Genomic DNA, 14,519 nt, shown 5'->3' with positions numbered 1-14,519 from the left:
AGCAATGGCTATAGGTATTTATTTGGATAATCATAAAGATTGTAATAAATGATTGTTGAAATCATCCTGTTACTGGTATCAATTGTTATATACATGTTTGCACCCGGTGTGTATTCATACAACTATTGCGTGCTTACATTCGTCGTATTCCTGGTTTCATCGCTTTGGGTGATCCGGAAACGGTCTAATGGAAATTATTTCAATTTTCATGTGCTGTTCCTGATCAGCTACTTTTTTGTGAATTTTGTGTACCCGGTCTTTTTATTTCCTGTAGATAAGTATTATTTCCCTGTATTTAATTACGATTTTAACGAGAACCTGATCTCTAAATCTACCGCGCTCGCTATGCTGGGATCAAGCGCCTATACACTTGGCGCGGCCATGTTGAGAATAAAATCAGATTATACGTTTGAAGCGAACTACCGCCCAATGCAGTTTGCCCGGTTTACCGGGATTCTGAAGCTGCTCACATATGCCTTTTTTGGTTTGTTCCTGGCTTTTGTGGGGCGCGACTTCTTCTCCGGTATCTTCAACTCCGGCACCTCCAGTTCCAATTATTTCCTCATCGGGTTTCAGTCACTGGTCGCACTAACAGTAACAGTGGTTTGTTATACCGGCTATTACAGGTCTTCCGAAAAGATGACCTTCTGGAAATTCGTTGGGCAGTTCGATAAGGTTTTTTTAGGATTTATGTTCCTGTTCATATTGTTGTTCTTTTTTATCGGCGACAGGGGACCTGCGTTGCAGGTATTCCTGATCCTGGTAACGCTGTATGCCGTGTACGTAAAAAAAGTGAAGCTAAAAGTATTCCTGCTCGGAGCTTCTCTTGGCATGTTCCTCATGCTGTTTATTTCTTCCGCCCGCGTAACCAGAACATCCGGTTTTAACGACAGCAACTCCATCGGGGGATTTCTTGAGCGGGGTTCGAGCAATATGAAATTCAACTCCATTTTTGATTTGGGAATGGACCTGACGATGAACAACAGGAACCTGTATGTAGCGGTGGATTATGCCGACAAGAACGGCATCAACTACGGCAAAACCATGATCACCCAGGTAGTAGGGATCGTGCCTGGTTTACAACCTGTTGTATTGTCGATGCTTGGGATGACGGAAGACGAGATGTCTTCAGGAAGGATTATCAATAAACTTACCATCGGCGACGATGCCACCTGGGGGGTAGGAACCAACCTGATAGGGGATATTTACCTGTCGTTTGGCGTGCTGGGAGTGGTGGCATTCATGTTGTTTTTCGGATATATACATACAAGATTTCAGCAGAAGATGCTTTATTCACAGGATATTAATTATGTGATCGCTTATGTGATCTCCATGTCGTTCGCGATTTATTATCCAAGAGCATCCTATTTCTCTGCGTTCCGTAATATTTTATGGCCCATTATTTTGCTGGCCATCATCAGGTTCATGACCTATAAGCGTCAAAGGACAACAACAAAATTGATATTCCATGAAGATATTAGTTATCAATAGTAACGCGATGTTTGAAGATAGTAAGGGGCTATATATCTATAAGGAAACAGGAAAATTTCTGAATGAACTGAATCATGTTTTCCAGATAGAGAACTTTCATTATAAGCGTCCTTTCAACGGGAATGACGCTATGGCCAATTACAATCTGAAAGAAACGCAAATACAGTTAACGGCATTAAAGATCAGGAAAAGTAAGGTGCTGTCTTATGTAGTGGCTTATACCACCGGTTTAAAACGGTTAATGAGCAATGATTTCCTTTATCTGTTTTATCCCAACAGTTTCTTTTTACTGGGATTTGCAGCAGTGATACTAAGAAAACCTTTTGGCTTGTATGTGAGAGGAGAGAAGGGGATCAACAGCTGGCCATCCACTTTTTTATTTAAACGTGCGGCTTTTATAGCTACCGTGTCTCCGCGGTTTACCAACAATACAAAGCCGTTCTGCGACCAGTCATATACCATCAAACCCATGATGGGGTTTGGGGCCGGGGATATCGTAACGGACAGGACTTATGAAGCAAAGCCGGTACTGCGTTTTCTGTTTATAGGAAGGGTGGAGCGCGACAAAGGTATTTACGAGCTGATAGAAGCGTTCGATAAACTGCTTGAAAGCGGCATCACCAATTTTGTAGTGGACGTGGCAGGGGAAGGAGCCGATATGGAGGCCGTAAAGCAAATGCTGCAAGGCAGCGTGCTGGCTGACAAGGTAATCCTGCATGGCCCGGTATATGATAAAGACCGTATCCGGGACTTTTACCTGCAGGCAGATGTATTCCTGCTGCCCACGCATCATGAAGGATTTCCGAGGGTACTCTATGAAGCGATGATCTTTGGTACGCCTATCATTACCACGTTTGTAGGGAGTATTTCGTACGTGATGAAAGACCAGGAGAACTGTTATGAAATACAGCCTAAAAACGGCGCAGATCTGTATGCGAAGATGTTGCCCTTTTTTAATAATTATAAAAAACACGCACAGGTGGCGGTAAACGGCACCGCTACCATAAAAAGATATCTGGAAGAGAATAGCAAATCCCACCTGGATATTGTTTTGGACGAAGTAAAAATGATTAGTAATGGCAAGGCTTAGCGGTTTTTGGAATAACAGGATAAGTGGCGTGGGAGGACTGGTAATGCTGGTGGCCTCCCGCTGTGTTGAGCAGTTCAAAGATAAGCTGGGTGGCGCCCTGGTACAAAAGAACCTGGGCAGCGTTGGAAAAGGAGTTACTATTCTCAGGGGATTCAAATACAGAAATCCCGGCAATATTTCCCTGGGAAACAATGTAACAATAGGTATGAATGTCATCTTCTCCTCAGAAATACCTGCAGGAAAAATCAGGCTGGATGATCATGTGGTGATTGGCCGGAATTGCAGGATCGATTTTAGCGGGGACATACATATAGGAGAAGGTACTTTATTATCGGAAGGCGTTATCATCCAATCTCATGATCATGGATTGGATCCCAGAAGTAAGCCGGAGGGGAAGAAACTGGTGATCGGGAAAAATGTATGGGTGGGACTGAATGCCATGATCCTGTCGAATGTTTATGAAATAGGAGATAATGTAGTGATTGCCGCCGGCGCTATCGTAACAAAACCAGTTCCCGGCAATAGCATTGTGGGGGGGGCGCCGGCTAAATTAATCAAACATAAAACAGCAGTTGAATAGTATGGTGAATCAGGCGAAAATAAGTGTAATCATTCCGTTTTATACGAATGTTGACTGGCTGGCTCAGGCGATTGACAGTGTATTGGCCCAAACTTATCCGCATTATGAAATACTGGTCATTAATGATGGATCACCGGAAGATGATACCTACTTTTTGATGCAGTATGAAACTAAGATCAAATACATAAAAACAAAGAATGCAGGCCCTGCCAGCGCCAGGAACCTGGGCATAGAAATGGCAGAGGGAGAATATATCGCATTCCTGGATTCAGATGATCTTTGGATGCCGGAGAAACTGGAAGTGCAGCTTAATGCCATGATTGCAGAGAACGCAGTATGGTCGCATACCAGCTATACATCATTCTATGATGGCAGTGAAGCCGATTATAAACTGGTAGACATTTCTGACTTCAGTGGCGAAGTATTTAAGAGGGGTTTACTTTCTACGCCCATTGCCACTCCTTGTGTGATGATCCGGGCAAAATACCTGAAAGAGAACCCCGCATGCAGATTTTCAAATGTTATGAGACACGGACAGGACTGGTATTTGTGGATCATGATGGCCAGGTTGTTTCCGTTGCTGGCTATTCCTGCATCTCTTACCAGGGTGCGGCTGAGAGGCGCCAATGCGGCGCTGCGGGCAAGGGTACAGATAAAGTCCAAGGCGCAGCTCTGGACGCTCTTTAATAATAACAACGCTATTAAACCGGAATTGCAAACGCTGAAGCCGGGCGTAAGGTTCAGTTATAAATTTTGTAAGGCCGGCAGCTCGCTGATTGATTTTACAGAGAAATATTTTATTAAGAACAGGAAAACACTGGAATTTATGTCAAAGGTAGTTTACCTGACGCCCTATTTGATTTTAAAAATGTATTCATTAAACTATAAGAACTGATATGTTTAAAGATAAGGTATTACTGATCACAGGTGGAACAGGTTCATTCGGAAACGCTGTTCTGAATAAGTTTCTTCATACGGATCATTTCAGGGAGATCCGGATTTTTAGCCGGGATGAGAAGAAACAGGACGATATGCGCAACCAGTTGAAAAACGGGAAGCTCAAGTTTTATATCGGCGATGTGCGGGATTATAACAGCATCGAAAAGGCCATGCGCGGCGTTGACTACGTGTTTCATGCGGCAGCGCTGAAACAGGTGCCTTCCTGCGAGTTTTTTCCGATAGAAGCCACCAAAACAAACGTGTTTGGAACGCAGAACGCCATCGATGCGGCAGTAGCCAATAATGTATCGAAGATTATTTGTCTCAGTACAGATAAGGCTGCTTATCCCATTAATGCCATGGGCATTTCAAAGGCCCTGATGGAAAAGGTAGCCATTGCAGCTTCCCGCAATATTCCCGAAAACGCCACCAGGGTATGTCTTACCCGCTACGGTAACGTAATGGGGTCCAGGGGCTCTGTTATTCCTTTGTTTCTTAAACAGATCAGAAACGGTGAAAGTTTAACGATCACAGATCCGAATATGACCCGTTTCCTCATGTCACTGGAAGAAGCAGTGGACCTGGTGTTGTTTGCTTTTGAAAACGGTAACCAGGGCGATCTCTTTGTAAATAAAGCGCCGGCTGGTACCATTGGCGACCTGGCAGCTGCTTTAAAAGAATTATGCCATGCGGATAACGAAATAAAAATAATAGGTACCCGTCATGGTGAAAAATTATATGAAACCCTTTGCACCCGAGAAGAAATGGTGAAGGCAGAGGATATGGGAGATTTCTACCGTATTCCTGCTGATAACAGGAACCTGAACTACAGCCAGTATTTCTCCGAAGGAGAGGTGAATGTAGCCACTGTAGATGATTATCATTCCCATAACGCGGAACAACTGGATGTGGAAGCTATGAAGAAGCTGTTAGCGAAGCAACCGCTCGTGAAGGCGGAACTGATGAACAGCAAGGAAGCTGTGGCCAATATAGCGTCATAGGAGAGAAACACGAAATGTTCAATATTAAAAGCAAAGGAATGATCCACTTGCCATTATATCCGCTGGTTGCCTTTAGTCTGGTTTTTGCATCTCCGGATGCAAATTCCGCTGTCGACAGCCATTGCCGGGAAGCAGCAGTATATAGTGTGGGTACTGCACCAGGTACAACGGATCAATCTGCCGCGTTTAATATAAAAGATGCTTTGCCACCGGGCTATGTGAAAGATGGCTCTGTCGATTATACGGATGTAATACAAAAGGCAATTAATACGCATGATGTAATCATCTTCCCTGGCTTTCCGTTACTGGTAAATGATAAAGGGCTGATTATCGGCAGCAATAAGCATATTACTTTCGGGAGTGGGGCAAAAATTATGTTGAAGCCTACCACCGCAGGGTCGTACGCGATATTAAGGATGCGTGATGTGAGTAATGTTACCATCGTAAATCCGGTGATTTACGGCGACCGGAAGCAGCATCTCGGAACGGGCGGCCAGTGGGGCGCAGGAATAGGCATTTATTCCGGCAATAATATTACTATCAAAAATCCAAAGGTATACGATTGCTGGGGAGATGGTATTTATATCGGGGAAGATATGAAACTGGGCAGGGAAAGCCGGGACATCCTGATTTCCGGCGCCTATTGCAGGAATAACCGGAGAAACGGCATTTCTGTGGTGAGTGTGGACGGTCTTCAGCTGATATCGCCCTATGCGGGGTATACAAACGGCCAATCTCCTATGTGTGGTATCGACGTAGAGCCTAATAATGCAAAAAATGTACTGAAGCGCATCCGTATCACAGATGCGGTAACGGAAAAAAACGAAAGCTATGGTATCCTGATGAACATTACCCGCTTATATGGCGGGGGCAACAACCTGGTAGATGTAACCGTGCAAAACCATAATGATAATTATTCCGCCGGAGGGCTAAGGGTAGTTGCCTATCGGCTGCAGCCTGGCAACGGCGGTAATCTTGGCGGGAACATCTCGGTTATTAATCCACATTGGAACAGCAACTCAAAAAGAGCCCTTGACGCCATGGGTGTATATGAAAAGAACCTGAAGCTGAATTTCTCCGGTGTTAAAATATCCTCCGCCAACAGGAGGGTATTGGATTCCAGTCAGACCCGGAACTTAATCATCAACTCCGTTAGTAAAAAAACGGACCTTCAGTTTGTACACTAGCAATAAACAGGAAACAATAACATTGAATGAAAGAAGTAACACTCATAAAAGGAGCATCCTTCACTGATCACAGGGGAACGCTGAAATTTGTTAATGATTTCTCTTTTCCGGACGTAAAAAGATTTTACCAGATGTTACATCATGATATCTCTGTTGTGCGTGCATGGCAGGGGCACCGGGTGGAGAAGAAATATTTTTACGTGGTAAAAGGAGCTTTTGCACTGGCATGGGTGAAAATAGACGATTGGGACAAACCCTCTCCCGGACTGAAGGCAGACCATGTGATATTAAATGAAGATGAGCCGGTAGTATTGAGTGTGCCCGCCGGATATGCCAATGGTATCAAGGCACTTATACCCGGATCAGTGCTGATGGTTTACAGCGATCTGACCCTGGAGGAATCGGCCGCCGACAGGTGGTCATTCCCGGAAGATCAGTGGTTCGATTGGCAGCATACCAGGTTGTAAACAGACCGCACAACTATTATCATAAATCAAGTAGTTTATAAATGAAAAAAATTGGTATTACCGGACAGAATGGATTTGTGGGATCTTATTTGTTTAACAGGTGTTCGCTGTTAAAGGAAACATTTACATTGGTGCCGTTCAACAGATCCTTCTTTGATACCGCCGAAGCCCTGGAAAACTGGGCAGGGCAATGTGACGTTATCGTTCATCTCGCCGGCCTGAACCGGCATCCGGATCAGCAGGTGATCCATGATACCAATCTGGGTCTCGCACAGCAACTGGTAAATGCATTAAAGAAAACAGGCAATAAACCGCATGTCATCTTTTCTTCTTCCACTCAGGAAGAACGGGATAATCTTTATGGAAAATCAAAGAAAGCCGGCCGCGAATTATTACAGCAATGGGCTGCTACCAGCGGAGCCAAATTTACCGGGATGGTAATCCCCAATGTATTCGGGCCATTTGGGAAACCGTTTTATAATTCCGTGGTGGCTACCTTCTGCCATCAGCTCTGTAATAATCAAATACCCAAAATAGATCAGGATGGTTTTCTGAAACTGATTTATGTAGATGAACTGGCTACGGCCATCATCCATGCAGTGGAAACCGGCAACAACGACGGCGTATATGAAGTAGCGCCCACCAGTGAAATATATGTGTCTGAAATTCTGGCAAAACTGAATACCTTCAGGGAGTTATACCTGGAACAAGGTGTTTTCCCCGAAATGAAGGACCAATTCACCATCCAGCTGTTTAATACATTCCGTAGTTATATAGACCATAAAAACTATTTTCCTTTCCCCCTCAAAAAACACGCAGATAACCGTGGTGTATTTGTGGAAATGATCCGCCTCGAAGTAGGAGGGCAGGTGTCTTTCTCTACCACACACCCGGGAATCACCAGGGGGAATCACTTTCATACCAGGAAAATAGAACGTTTCCTGGTGATTAAAGGGAAGGCGCTTATCCAGCTGAGGAAATATAATACAGATGAAGTGCTGGATTTCGAACTGGATGGAGATACGCCTTCCTATGTAGATATGCCCGTTTGGTATACACACAATATTAAAAATACTGGTACAGAAGAACTGTACACAGTATTCTGGATCAATGAATTCTTTGATCAACAGGACCCCGATACTTATTTTGAAACGGTATAGCAACTAATTAATCATATAATTTTTATGAGCACGGTTACGAAGAAATTAAAAGTATTAACGGTAGTAGGCACCAGACCTGAGATCATACGCTTATCAAGGGTATTGGCGAAGCTGGATGAATCGGCAGCAATTGAGCATATTTTAGTGCATACCGGTCAGAACTACGACTATGAACTGAACCAGATTTTCTTTGAAGATCTTGGTTTGCGGAAGCCGGATCATTTCCTGGAAGCCGCGGGGAAAACAGCCACCGAAACCATCGGGCAGATCCTGATTAAAATCGATCCTCTACTGGAAACCATACAACCAGACGCCTTCCTCGTACTGGGAGATACGAACAGTTGTTTATGCGCTATACCCGCAAAAAAGAGAAAGATCCCGATCTTCCACATGGAAGCAGGTAACCGGTGCTTCGACCAGCGGGTACCCGAGGAAACAAACCGGAAAATAGTGGATCATATCAGTGATATCAATTTAACCTATTCAGATATTGCCAGGGAATATTTACTAAGGGAAGGGCTGCCGGCAGACCGTATCATTAAAACAGGCAGTCCGATGTATGAGGTGCTGCATCACTACATGCCGAAGATAAAAGCCGCTACCATCCTGGAGGAATTAAAGCTGCAGCCGGGCCAATATTTCGTGGTGTCTGCACACCGCGAGGAGAATATCAATTCGGAACGCAACTTTAACCACCTGGTAACTTCCCTGAACAGCATTGCAGAAGTATTTAATGTGCAGGTGATTGTAAGCGCGCACCCGCGCACCCGCAAAATGATAGAGGCAAAAGGAGTGACGTTTAACCCCCTGGTAAAACTCATGAAACCATACGGTCTCAGTGATTATATCTCCTTACAAATGCAGGCCAAAGCGGTATTGTCGGATAGCGGCACTATCTCTGAAGAATCTTCCATCCTTAATTTCCCCGCGCTGAACCTGCGCGAAGCGCACGAAAGACCGGAAGCTATGGAAGAGGCGTCTGTTATGATGGTAGGACTGAATCCGGAAAGGATATTGCAGGGTCTTCAACAGCTTGAATACCAGGAACGGGGTGATCGCAGGAACTTCAGGGAGGTAAGCGACTATTCCATGCCAAATGTTTCCGATAAAGTAGTCAGAATCATTATTTCTTATGTGGATTATGTGAGAAGGACTGTCTGGAAAATAAACGACTAATGAAAAAAGACAAACGGAAATTATGGGTAGTTACTGAGTTGTTTTTCCCGGAAGAAACTTCCACTGCGTATATCATGACAAAGATCAGCGAGCATTTTGCCAGGGATACGGAAGTACATGTTATATGCGGGCCGGCGGCCTATCAGAAATCAAACCTGGTAGCCACGGAAGCGCTTAACGCTAACATAACAATTACGCGGGTGAAAACGCCCGGGCTGAATAAAGATAAATTGTTGCAACGTGCGTTGCGGATGGCATTGCTAAGTATCCAGTTAACGTATAAATTATGGAGAAAAGCCGGTAGAGGTGACAACGTGCTGATCGTAACCAATCCCGCTCCCGTAGTGCCACTGGTAACATGGGTGTGCAGATGGAAATCCCTGAAGTGCTTTACCATTGTACATGACGTGTTTCCGGAGAACCTGGTGGCGGCAAAAATAATGAAGCCGGGAAGCTTGCCATATCGTTTGTTGAAATCAGTTTTTAACAAGGCTTATAGTAATATGGCGGTACTTTTTGTGCTCGGCAGGGATATGAAAGCGGTGTTTGAATCCAAATTGCAGGGGTACAAAAAGCAACCTGATATAAAGATTGTGGAGAATTGGGCGGATACGGTATCTATTGCTCCAACAGCGAAAGATGAAAACCCTGTCATCAGGAAACTGGGTGTTGCCGATAAAATCATTTTCCAGTTTGCCGGTAACCTGGGCAGGGTACAGGGGTTAATGGAATTATGTCATATCATCAAAGATATCCGGAATCCGTTGCTGCATTTTATATTTATAGGCGAAGGCGCCGTAAAAAAGGAAATGCTGCAGTTTATAGCAAAGCATCAATTGAGTAACGTATCTATGCTGGATTCTTTCTCCAGGAGCAAACAGCAGGAGTTTCTGAACGCAACTGATGTCGGTATCGTTTCTTTACAGGAAGGAATGGCAGGATTGGGAGTACCGTCGAAGTCATATAACATTCTGGCTGCAGGCAAGCCCATATTGTTTATTGGCAATGCCAACAGCGAGATTTCACTCATGATAAATGAACACAATGTAGGGTGGACTTTTGATGTGTCTGAATCAGCGGCCCTGCTTGATTTTTTCAATGGATTATCCGTTACTGATGTAGCACAGCTTACACAGAAAGGTAAGAATGCAAGAGCCCTGGCAGTTAATAATTATGCACAGGACATCATTTTGGATAAGTATGTAAAACTGACAATGAGTGAAAACTGATATTCTATTGACCGGGGCATCCGGTTTTCTTGGAAAGGTGATATACGAGGTTCTTTCTTCGCAGCACCTCATTACCACTGTGGGAAGAGGACCTGCTGTAGCAAACGGCGGGCATCTGACCGCCGATTTTTCAAAGGAACTGATTACCGGCCTGCCTGATGTTGATTGTGTAATTCATTGTGCAGGGAAGGCCCATAGCGTGCCAAAAACGGAAGAGGAAAAGGAAAGCTTCTTCCAGGTAAATTATCGTGGAACAGTAAACTTGTGTCAGTCGCTGCAACAGGAAGGTAAAGTTCCCCGGTCCTTTATTTTTATCAGTACGGTGGCAGTTTATGGGAAAGAAGAAGGAGTGCTTATCAGCGAGGATGATCCGTTGGACGGCACCAGTCCGTATGCAAAGAGTAAAATTATGGCAGAAGAATACCTGCAGGAATGGGCGGCCGTTAACAATGTTAAACTGGGCATATTACGGCTGCCGCTGATAGCCGGACCCACTCCTCCCGGCAACCTTCAGGCAATGATAAATGGCATCCGTACCGGTCGGTACCTGAGCATCGGCAAGGCAGATGCCCGCAAAAGCATGGTATGGGCATACGATGTGGCAATGGTTATACCTGCAGTTGCGCAAAGGGGAGGTATCTATAATCTGACCGATAGCCGGCATCCTTCCTTCAGGGAGCTGGAATATAAAATAGCCGAAGGCCTGGGTAAAAAAGCTCCGCTGACAATTCCGCTTCCGCTGGCAAAACTGCTGGCTCTAGCCGGAGATGTAATGGGAGACAGATTTCCTATTAATACGGATAAATTAAAAAAAATAACAGCAACGCTGACTTTTGATGACGCCAGGGCGAAATCCTCGCTTAACTGGAGGCCATCGCCGGTTGCAGAAAAAATACGATTTGTTGTATGATCTACCTTGTTTTAGCGCTGGTTTTCTTTCTTACTATTAAAGTATATTTTAAAATAGCCGCGCATTATAACATTATCGACAAACCCAACGAACGCAGTTCCCATACCACCCTTACTATCCGGGGTGGTGGAATCATCTTTGTTGTTGCCGCCCTGGCAGCGCTGGTTTGGCACTTTGATGAATACTGGCTGCCCGTACTGGGTATGCTGATTATTGGTACCGTTAGTTTCCTGGATGATATCTACAGCCTTCCTAACCGCGTCCGGATGATATTCCAGGTGGCCGCCGTAACCATGATGCTGTACTACCTGCAGGTATTCGCCAACGTAAATATTTTTATGGTGATCCTGTTGTATATCCTTGTTATAGGTATTATTAATGCCTATAACTTTATGGACGGCATCAATGGTATCACTGGCTTATACAGCCTGGTAGTACTGGCGGCGATGCAGTATGTAAATATCCGGCAACAGGCTTTTATCAGTGAAGATCTTATCTGGTTACCGGCATTGGCATGTGTTGTGTTTCTGTTCTTTAATTTCAGAAAAAAAGCAGCATGTTTCGCCGGCGATGTAGGAAGCGTTACCATTGCCTTCTGGATCGTTACCATGTTGCTGAAACTGATATTTACTACCGGCGACTGGAAGTATCTCTTGTTCCTTTCTGTATATGGGGTGGATACTATCTTAACGATCATTCACCGGTTGTCATTACGCCAGAATATTTTTAAAGCACACCGTTTGCATTTTTACCAGATACTGGCTAATGAAAGAAAAATACCACACCTGGTAGTAACGTCTTTATATGCAGCGGCCCAGTTGCTGGTGAATTTTTTTGTAATCGGCAATGCCACTAACCTGATGGTAAATATCTTAGTGGTATGTTTGCCGCTGGTGCTGGTGTACATTGTTGCAAAATCAAAACTGATGCATAAAACTGTTTAACAATGGAGTCGTGTCTTATTTATGGTGCTGGTGGCCATGCAAATGTACTGGCTGATCTGGTCATGTTGTCAGGCGGATCCGTTCCCGTAATGTTCACGGATCAGGCAACAGGTGAAAGCTCCCGGGTACAGGCATATCAGCCTTCACTTTTTCCGGAGGTGCCCCTTGTATTGGGAATTGGTAATAACGAAGTCCGGCGGCATTTATCTGAAAAGGTATCGCATCGTTTTACCGCTTTAGTGCATCCGGCTGCTTATGTAGCCGGCAATGCGGTGGTGGGTGAAGGCAGTGTTGTACTGGCCAAGGCGGTAGTGCAGGCCAACAGCATTATTGGAAATCACTCCATCATCAATGCCGGGGCTGTTGTGGATCACGACGCGGTGATAGGTGACTATGTTCATATTGCAGGTAATGCCTATATAGGCGGAGGCGCTGTTATTGGTAATGGCGCACTGATAGGCCAGGGTGCCGTTATAATGAGAAATACCGTTATTGCACAGGGCGATGTGGTACCACCACTAACAGTGGTAGGTGATTAATCCTGTTTTTATGCTGAATCCTTATACCACTGTGTACGCTGGAAAAAAACTGCACGGATATCAATGAAGTATTCGTTACATTAGTCATGGTGGATAATATAAATACTTTTCAACCGTTATTCCCTCGACCGGGAGAATGTACATGTGATCAGTATCCTGTTTTTGAAATTAGTATTATCTATGAAGACCATATCCTGTATAGTGCATATCGCATTATTGAAAGCCCGTGCAGACGCTTCTTTAATAAGCAATGGCTTGTTAAGGAAAGTTGTTTGTGTGGCAACTTTCCTTTCCCTTTTTTTAACATCCGCCTTTGATACTGCTGCACAGGATATTGTAATAGATAATCCCTCATTGGAAGGAAAAGTAACGGTGTCAGGACGTTTACCCAAGCCCTGGCTGGTGATAAGCCAATCGCCGGATCAGCAACCGGGAATTGCCGGTTTTTCTTTTCCTGCGTCAGCCGGAGATTTTTATATTGGCGCAGTGCTTACAAATGATTGGCAGGAACTTTTTGGACAAAATCTTCGCAGTCCGCTAAAAGCAGGCAAAACATATACGCTTTCAGTAGACCTTGCTTCTACCACATTTTATACGAGAGATATTTGTAATGGCTCTTTCGCTATTTATGGATGTAATCCCGGCGAACAACCCGAACTGCTCTGGGAATCCGGTAATTTTAATCACACCACCTGGAGACGTTACGCTCCGGTTTTTACGCCTAAAAAAGATTACCGGCAGATCATTTTCGGACCTAATTCAATATTTAAATGTAAAGAGAGAAGTTATGCGGCTGTATTGGTGGATAATTTCTCTCCTACTATCCGCGAGGTGCCACAGGTATCAGTAACCACTACCACCACCTGTAAAAATGCCAGTACCGGCGAAGCATCCGTGAAGCTGCTCAGTGCCCATAATCCGGTCACCTATTTATGGATGCCTGGTGGGCAAACGACCTCTCATGTCAGTGGCTTGTCTGCCGGCACTTATAAGTTGACCGTTACTGCGCTTAATGGCGCTTCGGTTACTGTAGATGTGATCATTAAAGAAACGGATCTGAAAAGCGTTGTAAACATCATCATCTCAAAATGTAACGGGGATAACGAAAATGGAATTGCGCTCACAACCAGCGGCGGGATTCCTCCTTACCGTTATTATTTAAATGACGATACGCAACCCAGTTACACACCTGCATTTAATCAGCTGCATCCCGGTACTTACCGCGTGATGGTAAAGGATGAACAGGGATGTGAAGATCCGTATGAAAAAATAGATTTGAAAGAACCACCGAAACTGCAACTGTTGAGCGTTACCACGAAAGCAGCCAGTTGCAGCGAAACAACTGATGGCAGGATCTTTTTACAGGCAAACGGTGGCACCCAGCCCTATGCGTATCGTTTGGAAGGCACTGAATGGCAGATGGACAGTATACTTGGACACCTTGACAAAGGCAGGTATTATTTTCAGGTAAAAGATAAAAACGACTGTGAGGTGAAAGGATCTGCAGATGTTGATAAAAACATCCGCCAGTGCGCCGTTTTCGTTCCCACCGCATTCTCCCCCAACGGCGACGGTCAGAATGACCTGTTCCGTGCAAAAGTACACGACGATGTAACTGACTACAAGCTGGAAGTATATACCCGCTGGGGACAAACAGTTTTCAGTACCAATAGCCCGGATGGCGCATGGGATGGCCTTTTCAAAGGGAAAATGTTACCGGCGGCCGCTTATGTGTGGGTACTTTTGTATACTGATAGCAAGCAACAGGCGAGAAAGCAAACCGGTACGGTCATGCTGATCCAATGA

General features: G+C 44.7%; 14 protein-coding genes. All 14 read left to right on the top strand.

Features of this window, described 5'->3' with window-relative positions; all coding sequences use genetic code 11:
- Positions 1 to 48: 48 nt before the first annotated feature.
- The 14 genes from wzy to QFZ51_RS23460 all read left to right on the top strand — a co-directional run bounded on the left by wzy (position 49) and on the right by QFZ51_RS23460 (position 14,519).
- Positions 49 to 1,491 (top strand): O-antigen polysaccharide polymerase Wzy, encoded by a 1,443-nt coding sequence (wzy, locus tag QFZ51_RS23525; protein ID WP_429049545.1) that lies wholly within the window; start codon positions 49 to 51, stop codon positions 1,489 to 1,491.
- On the top strand, positions 1,469 to 2,581 hold the full coding sequence (locus QFZ51_RS23520) for a glycosyltransferase (RefSeq protein WP_429049543.1): 1,113 nt from the start codon (positions 1,469 to 1,471) through the stop codon (positions 2,579 to 2,581). The genes wzy and QFZ51_RS23520 overlap by 23 nt, the downstream gene beginning before the upstream one ends.
- The gene (locus QFZ51_RS23515) at positions 2,568 to 3,161 is read left to right on the top strand and encodes an acyltransferase (protein ID WP_429049540.1); all 594 of its coding nucleotides are present in this window, start codon (positions 2,568 to 2,570) and stop codon (positions 3,159 to 3,161) included. Before QFZ51_RS23520 ends, QFZ51_RS23515 begins: the two co-directional genes overlap by 14 nt.
- A gap of 1 nt (position 3,162) precedes the next feature.
- Positions 3,163 to 4,056, top strand: coding sequence for a glycosyltransferase family 2 protein (locus QFZ51_RS23510; protein ID WP_370907422.1), 894 nt, complete (start codon positions 3,163 to 3,165; stop codon positions 4,054 to 4,056).
- A 1-nt stretch (position 4,057) separates the two neighbouring features.
- Positions 4,058 to 5,101, top strand: coding sequence for a polysaccharide biosynthesis protein (locus QFZ51_RS23505; RefSeq protein ID WP_370907421.1), 1,044 nt, complete (start codon positions 4,058 to 4,060; stop codon positions 5,099 to 5,101).
- A gap of 38 nt (positions 5,102 to 5,139) precedes the next feature.
- A complete protein-coding gene (locus QFZ51_RS23500) occupies positions 5,140 to 6,288 on the top strand; it encodes a right-handed parallel beta-helix repeat-containing protein (protein WP_429049537.1) in 1,149 nt (382 codons plus the stop codon).
- Positions 6,289 to 6,314: 26 nt separating this feature from the next.
- Positions 6,315 to 6,755 carry a WxcM-like domain-containing protein gene (locus QFZ51_RS23495; protein WP_429049535.1) on the top strand — a complete coding sequence of 147 codons (441 nt, stop codon included), beginning with the start codon at positions 6,315 to 6,317 and terminating at the stop codon, positions 6,753 to 6,755.
- 41 nt (positions 6,756 to 6,796) lie between these two features.
- Complete coding sequence (locus tag QFZ51_RS23490) at positions 6,797 to 7,915, top strand: NAD-dependent epimerase/dehydratase family protein (RefSeq protein WP_429049532.1); 1,119 nt, start codon at positions 6,797 to 6,799, stop codon at positions 7,913 to 7,915.
- A 24-nt stretch (positions 7,916 to 7,939) separates the two neighbouring features.
- The gene (wecB, locus tag QFZ51_RS23485; RefSeq protein WP_429049530.1) at positions 7,940 to 9,091 is read left to right on the top strand and encodes a non-hydrolyzing UDP-N-acetylglucosamine 2-epimerase; all 1,152 of its coding nucleotides are present in this window, start codon (positions 7,940 to 7,942) and stop codon (positions 9,089 to 9,091) included.
- Complete coding sequence (locus QFZ51_RS23480) at positions 9,091 to 10,320, top strand: glycosyltransferase family 4 protein (protein ID WP_429049527.1); 1,230 nt, start codon at positions 9,091 to 9,093, stop codon at positions 10,318 to 10,320. Before wecB ends, QFZ51_RS23480 begins: the two co-directional genes overlap by 1 nt.
- Positions 10,310 to 11,230, top strand: coding sequence for an NAD-dependent epimerase/dehydratase family protein (locus tag QFZ51_RS23475; protein ID WP_429049526.1), 921 nt, complete (start codon positions 10,310 to 10,312; stop codon positions 11,228 to 11,230). The genes QFZ51_RS23480 and QFZ51_RS23475 overlap by 11 nt, the downstream gene beginning before the upstream one ends.
- A complete protein-coding gene (locus QFZ51_RS23470; RefSeq protein ID WP_429049524.1) occupies positions 11,227 to 12,174 on the top strand; it encodes an MraY family glycosyltransferase in 948 nt (315 codons plus the stop codon). The genes QFZ51_RS23475 and QFZ51_RS23470 overlap by 4 nt, the downstream gene beginning before the upstream one ends.
- Positions 12,175 to 12,176: 2 nt before the next feature.
- On the top strand, positions 12,177 to 12,713 hold the full coding sequence (locus QFZ51_RS23465; RefSeq protein WP_429049521.1) for a hypothetical protein: 537 nt from the start codon (positions 12,177 to 12,179) through the stop codon (positions 12,711 to 12,713).
- Between the two features lie 180 nt (positions 12,714 to 12,893).
- Positions 12,894 to 14,519, top strand: coding sequence for a gliding motility-associated C-terminal domain-containing protein (locus QFZ51_RS23460; protein ID WP_429049518.1), 1,626 nt, complete (start codon positions 12,894 to 12,896; stop codon positions 14,517 to 14,519).

Source organism: Chitinophaga sp. W3I9 (assembly GCF_050434025.1).
In the GTDB taxonomy this organism is placed as follows: domain Bacteria; phylum Bacteroidota; class Bacteroidia; order Chitinophagales; family Chitinophagaceae; genus Chitinophaga.
Note: the sequence above shows the minus strand (reverse complement) of the source record. Positions and strands in the feature narration are given on the sequence as shown.

What these genes read in the sequence shown, in the direction of transcription:
- QFZ51_RS23460 (WP_429049518.1), top strand. Translation starts at nt 12,894, where the DNA reads ATGAAGACCATATCCTGTATAGTGCATATCGCATTATTGAAAGCCCGT.
- QFZ51_RS23515 (WP_429049540.1), top strand. Translation starts at nt 2,568, where the DNA reads ATGGCAAGGCTTAGCGGTTTTTGGAATAACAGGATAAGTGGCGTGGGA.
- QFZ51_RS23470 (WP_429049524.1), top strand. Translation starts at nt 11,227, where the DNA reads ATGATCTACCTTGTTTTAGCGCTGGTTTTCTTTCTTACTATTAAAGTA.
- QFZ51_RS23480 (WP_429049527.1), top strand. Translation starts at nt 9,091, where the DNA reads ATGAAAAAAGACAAACGGAAATTATGGGTAGTTACTGAGTTGTTTTTC.
- wecB (WP_429049530.1), top strand. Translation starts at nt 7,940, where the DNA reads ATGAGCACGGTTACGAAGAAATTAAAAGTATTAACGGTAGTAGGCACC.
- QFZ51_RS23505 (WP_370907421.1), top strand. Translation starts at nt 4,058, where the DNA reads ATGTTTAAAGATAAGGTATTACTGATCACAGGTGGAACAGGTTCATTC.
- QFZ51_RS23510 (WP_370907422.1), top strand. Translation starts at nt 3,163, where the DNA reads ATGGTGAATCAGGCGAAAATAAGTGTAATCATTCCGTTTTATACGAAT.
- QFZ51_RS23500 (WP_429049537.1), top strand. Translation starts at nt 5,140, where the DNA reads ATGATCCACTTGCCATTATATCCGCTGGTTGCCTTTAGTCTGGTTTTT.
- wzy (WP_429049545.1), top strand. Translation starts at nt 49, where the DNA reads ATGATTGTTGAAATCATCCTGTTACTGGTATCAATTGTTATATACATG.
- QFZ51_RS23490 (WP_429049532.1), top strand. Translation starts at nt 6,797, where the DNA reads ATGAAAAAAATTGGTATTACCGGACAGAATGGATTTGTGGGATCTTAT.
- QFZ51_RS23465 (WP_429049521.1), top strand. Translation starts at nt 12,177, where the DNA reads ATGGAGTCGTGTCTTATTTATGGTGCTGGTGGCCATGCAAATGTACTG.
- QFZ51_RS23520 (WP_429049543.1), top strand. Translation starts at nt 1,469, where the DNA reads ATGAAGATATTAGTTATCAATAGTAACGCGATGTTTGAAGATAGTAAG.
- QFZ51_RS23495 (WP_429049535.1), top strand. Translation starts at nt 6,315, where the DNA reads ATGAAAGAAGTAACACTCATAAAAGGAGCATCCTTCACTGATCACAGG.